Consider the following 16576-nt stretch of genomic DNA (forward strand, 5'->3'; position numbering starts at 1 on the left):
TTCCCCCCCATTTTGGTTGTTTTGTTTTTTTTGGGCCTTCCGGCCCCGGGGGGGGGGGGGCGGGGCGCCCCCCCCCCCCCGCCTGGGGGGGGGGGGGGGGCCCCCCCCCCCCCCCCCCCACCCCACTCCCTCCCTGGAACGGCTCTGGAGCTACAGCAACCCGTCCCACATCTGCTCAAGCAGCACCGACCACCAGCTCTCCGGCGAGCCGAGCGCCGCCGGGTCGAGGGAGGCGAGCTGGGCCTGGAAGTCGACGGTCCAGCGGCCCGCCTGCTCCTGGTTCAGGCCGTAGCGCAGCCGCCACATACGGCCCAGCAGGGCGAGACAGCGCGCGAACTCGGGCAGGCCCGTGTTCACGAACTGCGGCGGTACGGGCGCTCCGCCCGGCCCCGGCTCCACGGGTACGGCGACGATGTTGGCGGTCCCGTACTGCACGCAGATCGCCTTGCCGAAGTCGCTGCCCATGACGAGGTACGAGCCCGCGTCCGACGCCGGCCGCACCCCGCGCTCCTGCGCCAGCTCGGCGAGCGTCGGCACCGGCCGCCCCGGCTGGGCCTGCGCCCAGAAGAACGGTCCCATGTCGGCGGGCAGCCCGGCGACGACCAGGGTGTGCGCCACGATCGGCGGCACCCCCTGCCGCGACACCGCGGCCTGATCGAACCGGAAGACTCCCGGCCCGAACGCACCGGCCAGCTCCTGCGCGACCGCCTCCGGCGGGATCGGCGGCGCGGGCTGGATGGGCGGCAGCGAGGCGCGTACCGGCCCCGGCCGGGCGGGACCGTCCGCGACCTGGTGCAACTCGCCCTGGTGCGCGAGGAGTTGGGCCATGCCCTGCTGACGGCTGGCGTGATCGGTGCCGTAGGGAGCGATGCTCGTGATCCGGGCGTTCGGCCACTGCTCGCGGATCATGCGCGCGCAGTAGGCACCCGGCAGTTCGCAGCTCTCCAACTCGGTGTGGAGTTCGAGGACTTGATCCTGCGGGATGTTCATCGCCCGCAACTCGTGAAAGATCTGCCACTCCGGATGCGGCGTCCCCGGCGCGGACCGCCGAATCACCTGCTGCTCCGCCCCATCGGGCGCCCGATAACGAAGAACGGCCTGATATCCGGGCCCGACCGTGGGCTGCCCGGGCGGGGGGTAGCCGTAGGAGGGGGCGGACGGGGGCGCGGAGAGGTTGGGGGCGGGGGGCGGCGGAAACCCGGGGGTGGGCGCACCGGGGGGGTGCATCCCGGGCGCCGACTGGGCGGGGGCGGGGGGCCCGGGGGGCGCCATTCCGGGCGCCGCCAATCCGGGCGCCGCCAATCCGGGCGCCGCCATGCCGGGGGCGGGCCGACTGCCGGGGGCGGGCATGCCGGGAGTGGGCTGACCGCCCGGTGCAGGGATACTGGAGGCAGGCTGACCAGCGGCCCCGGGCATGCCCGGGGCGGACTGACCACCCGGTGCCGGGATACCGGCGACAGGCTGACCACCCGGTGCAGGCATGCCGTACGCCGGCCGACCGCCGGGCGGCGGGGGCACGGCGCCGGGGGGCGCCGGGGGCTGGGGGGCACTCGAGGGCGCGCCAGGAGGGCTCTGAGCACCGGGGGCACTTTGGATACCGGGAGCGCCCTGGGCACCAGACACCCCAGGGAAACCAGGAGTGCCCTGGGAGCCGGGGGCACTCTGCGCGCCAGGGGAACCGGGGGTGCCCGGAGCGCCGGGGAAGCCGGGGGCGCCTGGGGCACCGGCGGATCCCGGAGCCCCGGGGAAGGCCGGGGCGTCCTGGGAACCAGGGGAACCGGGAGCACCAGGAGTGCCCGTAGCCCCATGGAAGCCGGGTGCGCCGGGAGCGCTGGCGGGTCCCGGAGCCCCAGGGAAGCCCGGGGCGCCCTGAGAGCCAACGGCACCGGGAGTGCCTGGAGCCCCACGGAACTCCGGTGCGCCAGAAGCGCCAGCGGCTCCCGGAGCCCCCGGGAAAGCCGGGGCACCCTGGGAACCAGAAGCACCAGCAGCGCCCGCAGCCCCGCGGAAGCCCGGTGCGTCAGGAGCGCCGGATCCGCCGGGCTGACCAGGAGCACCTGGTGCACCGGGAGCCCTGGGCGGCGGAGGCGCACCGGGGGCACCCACCGGAGGACCGGCCAGCATGGTCTCGGCGCGGTGCACGGAATCGGGGGCGCCGGGGCCACCGAGGGCGCCGGGAGCACCCGGAGCACCCGGAGCACCCGGAGCACCCGGAGCCGACGGTACGCCTTGCGCACCGGGTGCGCCGGGGGCACCCGGAGGCTGCGGAGCGCCAGGAGCACCCGGCGGGCGGGGCACGTTGGCGCCGCCGCCCTGATTGGGGTCGGCGAACATCGTCGCGGCCTGGTGAACGCCCTCAGGAGCCGCGCCCCCGGGCGAGTTGGGAGCACCGGGCCGGTTCGGGGCACCCGGCGGCAACGGAGCGCCAGGCGGGTTCGGCGCCCCCGGAGGCTGCGGAGCCCCGGCCACACCGGACACACCGAGCCGCCCAGGCGTACCGGGAGCCCCCGGCGGCAGAGGCGCGCCCGGAGCACCCGGAGCATGCGGGACACCCGGAGGCAGGGGCGCTCCCGGCCCCCCAGGAGCCGCCGGCGGCTGAGCCCCGCCAGGCCCACCGGGCCGGCCAGGACCGGAGAACATCGTCGCGGCCTGATGAACACCACCAGGAGGTGCGCCCCCAGGCGAATCAGGAGCACCGGGCGGATTCGGCGCCCCCGAGGCCCCCAGGCCACCCGGGCTCCCCGGGACACCGGGAGCACCCTGGCCACCCGGACCCCCAGGAACGCCGGGCCCACCCGGAGCACCCGGAGCACCCGGAGCACCCGGAGCACCCGGAGCACCCGGAGCACCCGGAGCACCCGGAGCACCCGGCGGATTCAACCCTCCAGACCCCCCGGCCCCCTCAGCCCCCTCCGACCCAAGCCCCGAAACAAACTGCGTAGGCACATACCCACCCGCAGGACCGCCCCCCGCCGCCGGAGGCGCAACCCCTGGACGGGCGCCCGGAGTTCCCGGTGCGCCCGGTGGTGGTGGGGTGCCCGTGCCGCGGGCGCCGCGTGGGGGCGGGGCCTTGCTGGTCGTCGCGTCGGCGATGTCGCCGGCGTTCGGCGCGAGCGCGCGCCCCGGAGGCGGATAGCCGTACGAGGGACCGCTCGCCCCCTGCGGATAGCCGTACGCCGGACCCGAAACCCCCGCCGGCCCCGGAGCCCCGTCGAAGGCCTCCCGGGAACGCGGAAGGTCGTCGTCGCTCAGCGGCGGTGAGAACACGGTCGCCGGCAGCGGTACGGAACGGTCCTCGCCCGCGTCCACGCTCGTCGTGTCGGTCCCCGTCCAGGGCGTGGCCCCCGGCGGCACCGCGTCCGACGGGGGCGCAGCCGAGGCCGCCACCCCACCCGCCGCACCGTCCGAGGCGTCCGCCCGTCGATCCTGAATCCCCAGCTTGTCCGCCGCCTCCTGCAACCACTCCGGCGGAGTCAGCAGGAACGACGTCTGGTTCAGGTCGACCCTCGCCGGAGGCGCCGGTACCGCGTCCTCGACGGCGTCCGGACGGCCGTACTCCTCCTCGTACCGGCGGATCACCTCGCCCACCGGCAGGGCGGGCCACAGCGTGGCCTCGCCGCTGTCCCGGGCGAGGACCAGCCGCTGGGAGCCCCCGTCCGAACGCGGGCCCTCCGGCCGGTCCTCCGCCCAGACCACGAAGCCGAGTTCGAACTCCCGTACCCGCGCCTCCCGGTGCTGGTACGACGGCACATCCCCGTTGACCCATTCCTCGGCGCGCTCCTGCGCCTGCGCGAAGGTCACCATCGGTCAGTTCACTCCCCCACCGAAGTCACCCGAGGACCCCGAAATCACCGTGGGTACGACGCGCGCGAAGCCGCCGTCCACCATCAGGTTCGCCACCGTCTCCAGCTCCGGCGGATTGCCCGCGAGCCGGGACAGGAACTGGTCGAAGTCGTCGCCGCACGGCAGCAGCAGCCGCCGCACCCGGTCGTCCGGCGGCCAGGTCGGATCGACGTCCCGCGCGTCGTCGTACGCGCAGAACCACACCGAACCGACCCGCTCACCCTTCACCTTCAGGGCCAGCAGACCGCCCTGCACGAAGGCGACGCACAGATAGTCCTTGGTCAGATGGTCGCGCAGGCACTTGTTGACGTACACGAGGTCGTTCACCGCGGCCTCTTCCCGCACCGTGAAGAACGGCTGGTCAACCAGCAGCCCCAGCTCGGCGTCGAGCGCCGCGCCCACCGGCGCACAGCCGCCCGCCGCCTTCAGGAACGAGCGGTACGCCCCCGGCAGGCGGTAGCCGAGGTCCTCCTCGACGCCCTGGACCTGCTGCTCGGTCACCGCGACCGCCGACTTCGGCAGCGCGAAGTGCGCCGGCCGCGTCTCCTGCAACGGCCGCGTACCGCGCTTGTGCTGGTCGACCGTCGACGTCGCGATACCGCCGTGGTGGCGCAGCAGCGCCTTCACCTCGACGGGGACCAACTCCAGCCGCCGGCCGCCGGCCGCGTGGTGCCAGGTCCAGCCGTGCGGGGTCGCCACCGCCGGGACCGTGTCCCACAGTTCGTGCCCGGACGCGGCCAGCGCCGCGTTCGCCGACACGTAGTCCGTCAGCCGCAGTTCGTCGACGCCGAAGCCCTCGGGCGGCTCGGCGATCTCCGCCACCGCACGCGCGTAGAGCGAGAAGTCCGGATAGCCGTGTTCGTCGACCTGCACCCCTCTCGGGTGCCGGGTGGCCCGTACCGGGTCCGGGAAGTGCACGACCTGCCCGGCATAGGCCGCGTTCGGCGGCACGGCTCGCTGCCCGAGCCGACCTGTCGTCATGGCGGTTGCCCCCTGCGGCGTTCTGTAGGGCCCGCACATCAGTGCGGTCCGTACGTCTGTCACATCACGTGCACGTCACATCCCGTACCCCCGCACCCGTCCCGACCGCCAGCACATCAGTACGGACAGCCACCCGGACGAGGCCGCGGTTCGCGGTTGCCCGACAGCCTATGCGGTACGCCGACACCGGTCACCGGCGCCAGCCACCGGCCCTCCGGTTCCGTGACCTGCCGTCACCCCGCCGTGACGGTACGCCGAAGCCCTGGCGTGTCACACCGCCCCAGCTTCCGCACCAGCCACGCCATTTGGCACTCTGTGTCCGCCGGGGGGATGCACGGGGGAGGCACCGGAGGGGATGACGATCATGAACGCGACACAGACGGGGACACAGACAGGCAGGCCCGCAGGCAGGCCGGCGGACGGTTCCACGGGAACACCCGTGCCCGGAACGCGCGGTACGGGCGGGAGACCCGGCGGCGACCCGCGCGTCGGCTGGAGCGCGAGCGAGACGCCCCGCGTCCCCGCCCTCCGCCACCGCCGCGACGGCATACTCCCGACCGTCGCCGCCGCCCTCTCCGTACGCGGCGCCACCCTCACCGGCACGGCGGCCCGCGGCGACCAGCCGCCCGCCCTGCACCCGCTCGTCCAGGACTTCCTGGACACCCTCACCAGCACCCAGCGCGACCGAGCGACCGGCCGCTGCGCCGAGGCGCTCCTCATATCCCGGCAGATCACCCTCGCCGACGAGGCCCGCAGCAAGCGCGCCGCCCGCAAGCCCATGACCCACGGCGAGGCCCGCAGGGCACTGAAACAAGCCAAACTCACCACCCGCCGCATCCGCGAGGACGGCGACCCCCTCCACGGCGGCTTCGCCGCGCCCTGCCGCTCCTGCACAGCGCTCAGCGCCCACTTCGGCGTCCGCATAGTCGACCCGTCGGCCCCGACCGGCTGACACCGGCGCCCCCACCTCCCATTCCCACCCCCCACACGCACGACGGCGCCCCGCGCCGGTCCATGACCTCGACGATCGAAGGGCAGATGCACACCGACCGCACCTCCTCCCCCAATCCCCCGCATCCGTTCGGGCCAGGGGGAACCTCGTCCCGCTTCCCCACACCCGTCGACGCCGCACTGCGCGCCGCCGGCTGGCAGCCCGGCCGCTGGGACATAAAGCAGGCGGAGATCTGGGCCGACGCCCTACGGGGCCACACGTCCCCCGCGGGCCACCGCCACGCGGTCTTCCCCGCCGCGGTCGAGGCCTGGGCGGAGTTCGGCGGTCTGCACATCACACCCCCCGGCCCCGGCCGCCAGGTCGCCCCCACCGCCCTGCACCTGGACCCCCTGCACGGCCTCCACATGGCCCGTACCCTCGCCGACCTCGGCCGCGCCCTCGACACCGAGGTCTGCCCCCTCGGCGAGGAACAGGAGACCCAGTCCCTCCTCGCCATCGACACAGAGGGCCGCGTCTACGCCCTGGACCACACCGGCGACTGGTACCTCGGCCCCGACATCGACCAGGCCCTGTCCACCCTGGTCACCGGCCTGGAACCGATACGCCTGACGGCACCCTGAGCCCAGAAAGGGCCCGAAGGGCCCGAAAGGGGCGCGGGGCCTTATCGATATGCGGCTCCGCCGCGTGGGCGCGACCAGCCCCCACCGGGCCCGCAGCGAAGGAATCCGGACAACCAGCGGAGCGCTCACGTCGGAATGACCGCCGACACCCGGAACCCCCCGGCCTCCGTCGGCCCGGACACGAAAACGCCGCCCAGCGCGGCGACCCGCTCCTTCATCCCGAGCAGACCGTTGCCGCCGGACGGCAACCCCACCGACGAGGCCGAAGCCGGCTCGGGCGGTGGCTCGTTCTCCACCTGCATCGCGATCTCACCACCGCGATGGGCGAGCCGTACGTGCGTCTTCGCACCGGCCGCGTGCTTGTGGACGTTCGTCAGCGCCTCCTGCACCACGCGGTACGCGGTCTGCTCCACCTCCGCGCCGTACAGCCGCACGTCCCCCTCCACCGACAGATCCACGACCATCCCCGCGGCCGCCGACTGCCCGATCAACTCCTCCAGTTCCTCCAGGCAGGGCCCGTCCGCCCCACCGTCACCGCTCTCGGCAGCACGAGAAGCGGCCACTGCCGCGGCCACCCCCACCGCCGCCAACGGCACACCCTGCACTCGCCGTTCGAACCCCTCCCCGGACCGCAGCACCCCGAGCATCTCCCGCAGCTCGGTCAAGGCCTGGCGCCCCATGTCCCCCACCAGGGCGGCATTCCGCACGGCCTTCTCAGGATCCTTCCGGGCTACGGCCTGCAGCGCCGCCGCATGCACGACCATCAAACTCACCCGATGCGCGACGACGTCGTGCATCTCCCGCGCGATACGCGTCCGCTCCTCGTTGCGCGCCCACTCCGCCCGCTCCTCGGCCCGCTCGGCCAGCAACTGAAGCTCCCGCTCCAGACTGTCGGCCCGCTCCCGGAGACTCTCCATCAGCCGCCGCCGTGCCCCGACGTACAGCCCGAGCAGCAAGGGAGGCGCGGTAACACCCAACGACGTAGTAATGGCAACGACGGGAACCAACCAGTCCCCGATCTTCAGACTCCCGTCCGCCATGTCCTGATGCGACCGCACGAACGTCACGATGAGCGTCCCCACCATCGCCATGCCCGCCAGCGCCCCGATGATCCGCCGAGGCAACTCGGAGGCGGCGAGCGTGTACAGCCCGACAATCCCCATCAGGAAGCCCATCTGGGCGGGCGTAATGGCAATGGCCACGAGCACAACAGCAATCGGCCACCGCCGCCGCAACAGCAGAACAGACCCGGCGACAAGCCCGAACACAACCCCGGCGGCCACGGGAATCCCCGCGTCCCGCGCGAACGGCACCCCCTCCGCCGCACACTCCCCGGCGGACAGCACCGCGAGCCCCACATCCAGCACCGCACTGCGCCACCTAGCCCACCACCACGGCCCGGTCAGGGCCGCGGTGTGGTCTTCCCCCGTAGTGGTCATGCGTCCAGCCTACGGGCGCCACCCCTCCCTTTTCCGGCGAGTTTCGACGACTGGCCTACACCACACCAAGGCCCACGACCCCAATCGAACAGAAGCGAAACCCACCAGAATCCCTCGAACTGCTGAATCGCTCACCGTTCGACCCCGGAAGCGATGATTCCGCCCCGAGGGTTTGCCCATGGAACATGCATGCGGCAAGTACGCGGATTTCGAAGCACTGCGGGAGCAGGCGGTGGCGTTGCGACGGGAGGGCCTCAGCCGCCGCCAGATCCGCGACCAACTGCGCGTACACAACAACGACATCCTCAACCGCCTCCTGGAGGGCGAGCCGCCCCCGGAGTGGACGAAGCGCCCGAACGCGAAGGACGACCTACGGCACCGGGCAAGGGAACTCCGACTCCAGGGCTGGACGTACGACCGGATCCAGATGGAGCTGGGCTGCTCGAAGAGTTCGATCTCGCTGTGGGTACGGGATCTGCCAGCGCCGGAGCGGCAAAAGCGGACGCGTGAAGAGGCTTCGGCGATCGCGAAGCGAGGCTGGGAAGCAACGATGCGGAAGCGGGAGGAGGAGCGGCAGAAAACCAAGCAAGCCGCGGCCAGCACCATCGGCGAACTGTCCGACCGCGAACTGTTCGTCGCCGGCGTCGCTCTTTACTGGGCCGAGGGCACCAAGGACAAGCCCTACGCCCGGCGTGAGCGAGTCATCTTCGTCAACAGCGATCCCAATGTGATCAGCCTCTTCCTGGCCTGGCTCGACCTCCTCGGAGTCGAACGGGAACGCATCAGGTACCACGTGATGATCCACGAGTCGGCCGAAGTGCAAGCGGCCGAGAAGTACTGGGCAGAGTTGGTTCAGGCCGACTGCAGCACATTCGGCAAGACGGTCCTGAAACGACACAACCCGAAGACGGTGCGCAAGAATACGGGCGACAGCTACCACGGCTGCCTTGCACTCACGGTGCGGCAAAGCTCCGAGCTGTACCGTCGCATCGAAGGCTGGTGGTACGGCATAGTAGGGGTCGCAACTGAGCCCACTTCCAAGAATCGGGCATAAAGGGCGAACTATCCCGGGTCGTCTAAAGGCAGGACAAATGGTTTTGGTCCATTGAATGAGGGTTCGATTCCTTCCCCGGGAGCCTGACCAGAGTGGGCCCTGACAGCACAGTCAGGGCCCACTCTCATGTCCCACACGAAACGCCCCGGTATCCTGCGGATGTCCGCCCCTCCCCCTCCGCAGCCGAAAGGCACACCCCGTGAGCGCCAATCGCCCCGCCGCCGTCGTCGTACTCGCAGCGGGTGAGGGCACCCGTATGAAGTCGGCCACACCCAAGGTCCTGCACGAGCTGTGCGGGCGGTCGCTGGTGGGCCATGTACTCGCCGCCGCCCGCGAGTTGGACCCCGAGAACCTGGTCGTCGTCGTGGGGCACGCCCGCGAACAAGTCACCGCCCACCTCACCGAGGCCGACGCCGGCATCCGTACCGCCTTCCAGGCGCAGCAGAACGGCACCGGTCACGCCGTACGCATGGGGCTCGAAGAGCTTGGTGGGAGCGTCGACGGGACTGTCGTCGTCGTCTGTGGTGACACCCCGCTGCTCACCGGGGCCACCCTGCGCGCCCTCGCCGCGACCCACTCCGCCGACGGCAACGCCGTGACCGTGCTGACCGCCGAGGTGCCGGACGCGACCGGGTACGGGCGGATCGTGCGGGACGGGGCTTCCGGGGCCGTCACCGCGATCGTCGAGCACAAGGACGCGAGCGACTCGCAGCGGGCGATTCGCGAGATCAACTCCGGGGTTTTCGCCTTCGACGGGCAGCTGCTCGCCGACGCGCTCGGGAAGGTGCGGACCGACAACTCTCAGGGTGAGGAGTACCTCACCGATGTCCTCGGGATTCTGCGTGAGGCCGGGCATCGGGTGGGGGCTTCCATCGCCGGTGACCATCGTGAGATCGCCGGGATCAACAACCGCGTGCAGCTCGCCGAGGCGCGGCGGATTCTCAACGACCGGCTGCTGACCGAGGCCATGCTCGCGGGGGTGAGCGTGATCGATCCGGCCAGTACCTGGGTCGACGTCACGGTCACCTTCGAGCAGGACTCGATCATCCATCCGAACACTCTGCTCCAGGGCTCCACCCATCTCGCCGAGGGTGCCGAGGTCGGGCCCAACTCCCGGCTCAAGGACACCCGGGTGGGAGCTGGGGCGCGCGTGGACAACACCGTTGCCGATGGCGCCGAGGTCGGGTCTCAGGCGACCGTGGGGCCGTACGCGTATCTGCGGCCCGGAACCCGTCTCGGGGTCAAGTCCAAGATCGGGACGTACGTCGAGACGAAGAACGCGTCGATCGGTGACGGGACGAAGGTGCCGCACCTGTCGTACGTCGGGGACGCGACGATCGGTGAGTACTCGAACATCGGTGCCGCCAGTGTGTTCGTGAACTACGACGGCGAGGCGAAGCATCACACCACCGTGGGGTCGCACTGCAAGACGGGTTCCGACAACATGTTTGTGGCGCCTGTCACGGTCGGGGACGGTGCGTACACCGCGGCCGGCTCCGTGATCACGAAGGACGTGCCGCCCGGTTCGCTGGCCGTGGCCCGGGGCCAGCAGCGGAATATCGAGGGTTGGGTGGCCCGTAAGCGTCCGGGGAGTGCCGCGGCGAAGGCCGCCGAGGCCGCTTCCCGGGAGCAGGGCGACGGAAGCTGACCGGAAACAGGTAGGTCGGACTCGGGCTACCGTGATAGGTGCACACCCGCACACCCCCAGCTGAGCAGGCCTCTCAGGGCTGATCACGGCTGAGACACCACCTCTGAGGAGACAGTGCTGTGACCGGGACCAAGACGACCGGCGAGAAGAAGAAGATGATGTTCTTCTCCGGCCGCGCCCACCCCGAGCTTGCCGAGGAGGTCGCCCAGCAGTTGGGTGTCGGGGTTGTCCCGACGAAGGCCTTCGACTTCGCGAACGGTGAGATCTACGTTCGCTACGAGGAATCGGCCCGTGGCGCGGACTGCTTCGTGATCCAGAGCCACACGGCTCCGATCAACCAGTGGATCATGGAGCAGCTGATCATGATCGACGCGCTGAAGCGTGCGTCGGCTCGCTCCATCACCGTGATCGTGCCGTTCTACGGTTACGCGCGGCAGGACAAGAAGCACCGCGGGCGTGAACCGATCTCGGCGCGTCTGATCGCGGACATGATGAAGACGGCGGGCGCGGACCGCATCCTCACCGTCGACCTCCACACGGACCAGATCCAGGGCTTCTTCGACGGCCCGGTCGATCATCTCTTCGCCCTGCCGCTGCTCGCCGACTACGTGGGCGAGAAGGTGGACAAGGGCAAGCTGACGGTGGTCTCGCCGGACGCGGGCCGGGTGCGGGTGGCCGACCGCTGGTGCGACCGGCTCGGTGCGCCGCTGGCGATCGTGCACAAGCGGCGCGACAAGGACGTGGCGAACCAGGTGACCGTCCACGAGGTCGTGGGTGAGGTCAAGGGCCGGGTGTGTGTGCTCGTCGACGACATGATCGACACCGGTGGCACGATCTGCGCCGCGGCGGACGCGTTGTTCGCGCACGGCGCCGAGGACGTCATCGTGACGGCGACGCACGGTGTGCTGTCGGGTCCGGCGGCGGACCGGCTGAAGAACTCCCGGGTCAGCGAGTTCATCTTCACGAACACGCTGCCGACGCCGGGTGAGCTGAGCGCCGACCTGGACAAGATCAAGGTGCTGTCGATCGCGCCGACGATCGCGAGTGCGGTGCGTGAGGTGTTCGAGGACGGTTCGGTGACGAGCCTGTTCGACGAGCAGTAAGCCTGCCGCTAAAGAGGCTGAACGCTTCTGCATGATCGATTTTTCTACGGCCTCCCCCGCCGAGTAGTCTGTCCAAGTTGCTCGGCGAGGGAGGCCGTACCCATGTACGTCATGGGACGGCGATCCGTTATCGACGCGCTCTTCGTAGCAGGCCGTTCGTGGCCGGGTGACCTGTCCGTCTCTCACCCGTACGAGGAGTGAAACGCATGTCCGAGGTAAAGCTCACCGCCGAGACCCGCACCGAGTTCGGCAAGGGCGCCGCCCGCCGTATCCGCCGCGAGGCCAAGGTTCCCGCGGTCGTCTACGGCCACGGCGCCGACCCCGTCCACATCGCGCTGCCGGGCCACGAGCTGGCGCTCGCCCTGCGCACCCCGAACGTCCTGCTCACCCTGGACATCGAGGGCCGTACCGAGCTGGCGATCCCGAAGGCCGTGCAGCGCGACCCGCTGAAGGGCTTCCTGGAGCACGTCGACCTGCTCACCGTGAAGCGCGGCGAGAAGGTCACCGTCGAGGTCTACGTCCACACCGAGGGCGAGCTGGCCCCGGGTGCCTACCTGCTTGAGCACGTGCTGAGCACGCTGACGGTCGAGGCCGAGGCCACGCACATCCCCGAGTCCGTCACCGTGTCCATCGCGGGCCTGGAGGCCGGTGCCTCCATCCTCGCCAAGGACATCCCGCTGCCCGCCGGGACCACGCTGGTGATCGACGAGGACGCGGTCGTCCTCCAGGTCCTCGCCGCGCAGGCGGAGGAGGCCCCCGCCGAGGCCGAGGCCGAGAGCACCGAGGCCTGATCCTCGGCTCGGTAGAGTTCGTCGGCCGCCGCTTCCGTACGGGAGCGGCGGCCGACGCGCGTATCAAGGACGCGTATCAAGAGGGAGAGATGAACGTGACGACGGATGCGTCCGCCCCCTGGCTGGTCGTCGGCCTCGGCAACCCCGGGCCGGAGTACGCGGCCAACCGCCACAACGTCGGCTTCATGGTGGCCGATCTGCTGGCCGGGCGAATCGGCGGGAAGTTCAAGCGGGCCGGGAAGGCGCAGGCGCAGGTCGTGGAGGGGCGGATCGGGCCGCCGGGGCCGTACAACCGCCGGGTGATCCTGGCGAAGCCGATGTCGTACATGAATCTGTCGGGCGGGCCGGTGAACGCGCTCAAGGACTTCTACAAGGTGCCCGTCGCCAACGTCGTCGCGATCCACGACGAGCTGGACATCGACTTCGGCACCCTGCGGCTGAAGTTCGCCGGCGGGGACAACGGGCACAACGGGCTGAAGTCGATGACGAAGGCGTTCTCCGCCGAGTACCACCGGGTGCGGTTCGGGATCGGGCGCCCGCCGGGCCGGATGCCGGTCGCCGACTTCGTGCTGAAGGACTTCTCCGCCGCGGAGCGCAAGGAGCTGGACTACTTCGTGGACCGGGCCGCGGATGCCGTGGAGTGTCTGGTGATCGAGGGTCTTGAGCGGGCACAAAGCACGTACAACTCCTGACTTGTCCGGTCGCGGGGACAGCCAAGGTTGACGGAAAGTTCAGCCATGGCCAATGATCCCCGCCATGCCTGCCACAGCCTCCTCTTCCCGCCAGGCCTCGGTCGCCGCCCTCCGGTTCGGACAGCTCGCGGCGATGGGTACGGTCACCGCGCTGATCCTGATCGCGGGCGTCTGGGCGTCCTGGGGGACGGCTCAGCACGTGATGCTCGCCAAGGGCCGTGAGCAGGGCACGATGACCGTGGCGAAGTGCGAGGACGGCGTCTGCACGGGGTCGTACCGGCCGGTGTCGGTGGGGTCCGAGGCGCGGGGCGAGGTGGTCCTGGACCAGACGGTCGGGGTCGGCGCGGGCGAGACGTACACCGTGGTCGTGAAGCCCGGCAGCCGTGATGTCGTACGGGCCGGCCCGGCCGGTTTCCTCTACGCCTGGGTGCCGTTGGGCGGCGCGCTGCTGCTGGCGTCGGTCGTGGTGGCGGGCGGCCTGGGGCTGACGCGGACGGGCTGGGCGCTTGCGGGAAGCGGTCTGGCGCTGGTGACGGCGGCGTGGGTGGCGTTGTAGGAGACATGAGGGTGCCCCCGTACACATGTAAGGACACGAGGGTGCCCCCGTACGCGTGACCATGCGTACGAGGGCACCCTCAGCCGTGTCCGTCCGGCTCAGCCGGTGTTGCGCAGGCCCGCCGCCACTCCGTTGACCGTGAGGAGCAGGGCGCGGGCCAGGAGCGGGTCGGGCTCGGCGCCCGCTGCCGCCGCGTCGCGCTGGCGCTTGAGCAGGGTGACCTGGAGGTAGGAGATCGGGTCCAGGTAGGCGTCGCGGATGGTGAAGGTCTGCTGGAGGACCGGGTTGGCCTCCAGGAGCTTGCCCTCGCCGGTGACGCGGAGGACCTCGCGGACCGTCAGTTCGTGTTCGGCGCGGATGACGTCGAACACGTGCTTGAGGTTCTCGGGGACGAGGGTGTCGACGTAGTGCTGGGCGATGCGCAGGTCGGTCTTCGCGAGGGTCATCTCGACGTTGGAGATGAAGTTGCGGAAGAAGTGCCACTGCTCGTGCATCTCGTCCAGGACCGTGTCGAGGCCCGCTTCCCGCAGCGCCTTCAGGCCCGACCCGACGCCGAACCAGCCGGGCACGATCTGCCGGGACTGGGTCCAGCCGAACACCCACGGGATCGCGCGCAGTCCGTCCAGCGAGACGCCCGAGCCGGGGCGGCGGGAGGGGCGCGAGCCCAGGTGCAGATCGGCGAGCTGGTCCACCGGCGTGGAGGCGAGGAAGTACGTCGGCAGGTCCGGGTCCTCGACCAGCCTGCGGTAGGCGGCGTGGGCGGCGTCGGACACCACGTCCATGGCCGCGTCCCAGCGGGCGAGGGACTCGTCGGACTGGCGCGGGGAGGTGTGCAGGGCGGAGGCCTGGAGGGTGGCGGCGACCGTCAGTTCGAGGTTCTCGCGGGCCAGCGAGGGGACCAGGTACTTGTCGGAGATCACCTCACCCTGCTCGGTGACCTTGATCTCGCCCTCCAGGGTGCCCCAGGGCTGGGCGAGGATCGCGTCGTGCGAGGGACCGCCACCGCGGCCGACCGTGCCACCACGGCCGTGGAACAGCCGCAGCCGGACGCCGTACCGGTGCGCCACGTCACGCAGGCGGCGCTGGGCGCGGTGGATCTCCCACTGGCTGGTGGTGATGCCGCCGAACTTGGAGGAGTCCGAGTACCCGAGCATGACCTCCTGGACATCGCCCCTGAGCGCGACGAGGCGCCGGTAGGACGGGTCGGAGAGCATGTCCTCCAGGATCGTGTCGGCGGCCTTCAGCTCGTCGGTGGTCTCCAGGAGCGGCACGATGCCGATCTTGGCCCAGCCTGCGTGCAGGTCGATCAGCCCGGCCTCGCGGGCGAGCACGGCGGCGGCGAAGACGTCGTCGGCGCCCTGGCACATCGAGATGATGTACGACTCGATGACCTCGGGCCCGAAGACGGCGAGGGCCTTCTTGACGGTCTCGAACACGCCGAGCGTCTTGGCGCCGGCCGCGTCGAGCGGGGCCGGGGTGGGCGCCAGCGGCCTGCGCGACCGCAGTTCCTTCGCGAGGAGCTTGTTGCGGTACTCGCGGGGCATGTCCTCGTACCGCCAGGACTCCTCGCCCAGGCGGTCGAAGAGCTGGCCGAGGGCGTGGTGGTGGGCGTCCGCGTGTTCCCGTACGTCCATGGTGGCCAGCTGGAGGCCGAAGGCGGCGAGCGTGCGGATCGTCCGGTCCATGCGGCCGTCGGCGAAGAGGCCGCCGCGGTGTTCGCGCAGGGAGGTCTGGATGAGGGTGAGGTCCGCGAGGAGCTGGCCGGTGCCGAGGTAGTCGCGGCCGGGCTGGTGCGGGGTGTCCTTGGCCAGGCGCTGCTTGGTGTTCTCCAGCTTCTGGCGGATGCAGGTGGCCTTGAGGCGGTAGGGCTCCTCGGAGTTGAGGCGCTTGTAGCGGGGGCTGATCTCGGGCAGCAGCTCGATGTCGGCCCGGAGGGACTCCAGGAGTTCCTCGGTGGCTCCGGTGTAGCGGATGGAGTTGGAGAGGAAGCCGCGCAGCTCGTCGATCAGTTCGAGCGCGTCGTTGATGCCGTGCTCGTGCTGGAGGATCAGGACGTCCCAGGTGACCTGCGGGGTCACATTGGGGTTGCCGTCGCGGTCGCCGCCGATCCAGGTGCCGAAGGTGAGGGGCCGGGTGTCGTCGGGGAGCTTCACCCCGACGCGCTCCAGTTCGGCGGTGAGGTCTTCGAGCACGTCCCCGACCGCGCCCGCGTGCAGTTCGTCGAGGTAGTAGATGGCGTTGCGGGCCTCGTCCGCGGGCTCGGGGCGTACGACGCGCAGTTCGTCCGTCTGCCATACGAGGTCGATGTTCTCGGCCAGACGGGTGTCGTAGCGGCGGCGGTCCGCCTCGATGACGGGGGTCTCCAGCAGGGCGGCGATACGGCGCAGCTTGTTGAGGACCGAGCGCCGGGCCGCCTCCGTCGGGTGGGCCGTGAAAACTGGGCGAACGTTGAGATTCCGGACCGTGGCGCGCAGATGGTCGGGGTCGGCGTCCTTGAGGCGGTCGGCCGTACGGGCCAGGAGGCCGCCCTCGGCGGCGCGCTTGGCGCGCAGTTCGCGGCCCCGGTGCACCTGCTCGGTGACGTTCGCGAGGTGGAAGTAGGTGGAGAAGGCGCGGACGAGCTTGGCGGCGGTCTCCAGCTCGGTGCCGCGCAGCAGGTCGGCGGCGGCCTCGCCGTCCTCGCGGGTCAGGTGGCGGACCTTCTCCACGAGTTCCAGCAGCTCAGGGCCCTCCTGGCGGACGAGGGTCTCGCCGAGCAGGTCGCCCAGGCGCCTGATGTCGGCGCGCAGCTCACCGCTGGTCGTCGTGGTGGCCTGGCCATGGTCGTCGGCACTGCTCACAGGTGCGGCTCCTTGCAGTGTGGAGGCTCGGCGGGCATAGGGGCGGAACATCCGGGA

Annotated in this window: 12 protein-coding genes and 1 tRNA gene; 9 read left to right on the plus strand and 4 right to left on the minus strand. The window is 71.1% G+C overall.

Features of this window, described 5'->3' with window-relative positions:
* Positions 1–150: 150 nt before the first annotated feature.
* Together ACFYXF_RS26380 and ACFYXF_RS26385 are read right to left on the minus strand one after the other, a co-directional pair.
* The gene (locus tag ACFYXF_RS26380; protein WP_389352903.1) at positions 151–3804 is read right to left on the minus strand and encodes an SUKH-4 family immunity protein; all 3654 of its coding nucleotides are present in this window, start codon (positions 3802–3804) and stop codon (positions 151–153) included.
* Positions 3805–3807: 3 nt separating this feature from the next.
* Positions 3808–4824 carry an SMI1/KNR4 family protein gene (locus tag ACFYXF_RS26385; protein WP_389352904.1) on the minus strand — a complete coding sequence of 339 codons (1017 nt, stop codon included), beginning with the start codon at positions 4822–4824 and terminating at the stop codon, positions 3808–3810.
* Between the two features lie 355 nt (positions 4825–5179).
* Here ACFYXF_RS26385 and ACFYXF_RS26390 point away from each other — a divergent pair, with 355 nt between their 5' ends.
* Positions 5180–5776, plus strand: coding sequence for a YwqJ-related putative deaminase (locus ACFYXF_RS26390; protein ID WP_389352906.1), 597 nt, complete (start codon positions 5180–5182; stop codon positions 5774–5776).
* Positions 5777–5862: 86 nt separating this feature from the next.
* Positions 5863–6396, plus strand: a complete 534-nt coding sequence (locus ACFYXF_RS26395) for an SUKH-3 domain-containing protein (RefSeq protein ID WP_389353326.1) — start codon at positions 5863–5865, stop codon at positions 6394–6396.
* 125 nt (positions 6397–6521) lie between these two features.
* Here ACFYXF_RS26395 and ACFYXF_RS26400 read toward each other — a convergent pair whose 3' ends face one another.
* Positions 6522–7835 (minus strand): sensor histidine kinase, encoded by a 1314-nt coding sequence (locus tag ACFYXF_RS26400; protein WP_389352908.1) that lies wholly within the window; start codon positions 7833–7835, stop codon positions 6522–6524.
* Between the two features lie 178 nt (positions 7836–8013).
* Here ACFYXF_RS26400 and ACFYXF_RS26405 point away from each other — a divergent pair, with 178 nt between their 5' ends.
* From ACFYXF_RS26405 to ACFYXF_RS26435, 7 genes are all read left to right on the plus strand, one after another.
* A complete protein-coding gene (locus ACFYXF_RS26405; RefSeq protein WP_389352909.1) occupies positions 8014–8889 on the plus strand; it encodes a hypothetical protein in 876 nt (291 codons plus the stop codon).
* Positions 8890–8900: 11 nt separating this feature from the next.
* Positions 8901–8971: transfer RNA gene (locus ACFYXF_RS26410), tRNA-Gln, on the plus strand.
* 117 nt (positions 8972–9088) lie between these two features.
* Positions 9089–10537, plus strand: a complete 1449-nt coding sequence (gene glmU / locus ACFYXF_RS26415; protein ID WP_389352911.1) for a bifunctional UDP-N-acetylglucosamine diphosphorylase/glucosamine-1-phosphate N-acetyltransferase GlmU — start codon at positions 9089–9091, stop codon at positions 10535–10537.
* 119 nt (positions 10538–10656) lie between these two features.
* Complete coding sequence (locus ACFYXF_RS26420) at positions 10657–11640, plus strand: ribose-phosphate diphosphokinase (protein WP_369035463.1); 984 nt, start codon at positions 10657–10659, stop codon at positions 11638–11640.
* Between the two features lie 206 nt (positions 11641–11846).
* Positions 11847–12431 carry a 50S ribosomal protein L25/general stress protein Ctc gene (locus ACFYXF_RS26425; RefSeq protein ID WP_389352913.1) on the plus strand — a complete coding sequence of 195 codons (585 nt, stop codon included), beginning with the start codon at positions 11847–11849 and terminating at the stop codon, positions 12429–12431.
* Between the two features lie 89 nt (positions 12432–12520).
* A complete protein-coding gene (pth, locus tag ACFYXF_RS26430; protein WP_389352915.1) occupies positions 12521–13123 on the plus strand; it encodes an aminoacyl-tRNA hydrolase in 603 nt (200 codons plus the stop codon).
* Positions 13124–13187: 64 nt separating this feature from the next.
* On the plus strand, positions 13188–13679 hold the full coding sequence (locus ACFYXF_RS26435; protein ID WP_389352916.1) for a hypothetical protein: 492 nt from the start codon (positions 13188–13190) through the stop codon (positions 13677–13679).
* A gap of 98 nt (positions 13680–13777) precedes the next feature.
* On the opposite strand, the gene ppc is transcribed toward ACFYXF_RS26435, so the two are convergent.
* Complete coding sequence (ppc, locus tag ACFYXF_RS26440; protein ID WP_389352918.1) at positions 13778–16519, minus strand: phosphoenolpyruvate carboxylase; 2742 nt, start codon at positions 16517–16519, stop codon at positions 13778–13780.
* Positions 16520–16576: the final 57 nt, after the last annotated feature.

This window comes from Streptomyces sp. NPDC002680, from assembly GCF_042889145.1.
Lineage (GTDB): Bacteria > Actinomycetota > Actinomycetes > Streptomycetales > Streptomycetaceae > Streptomyces > Streptomyces adonidis.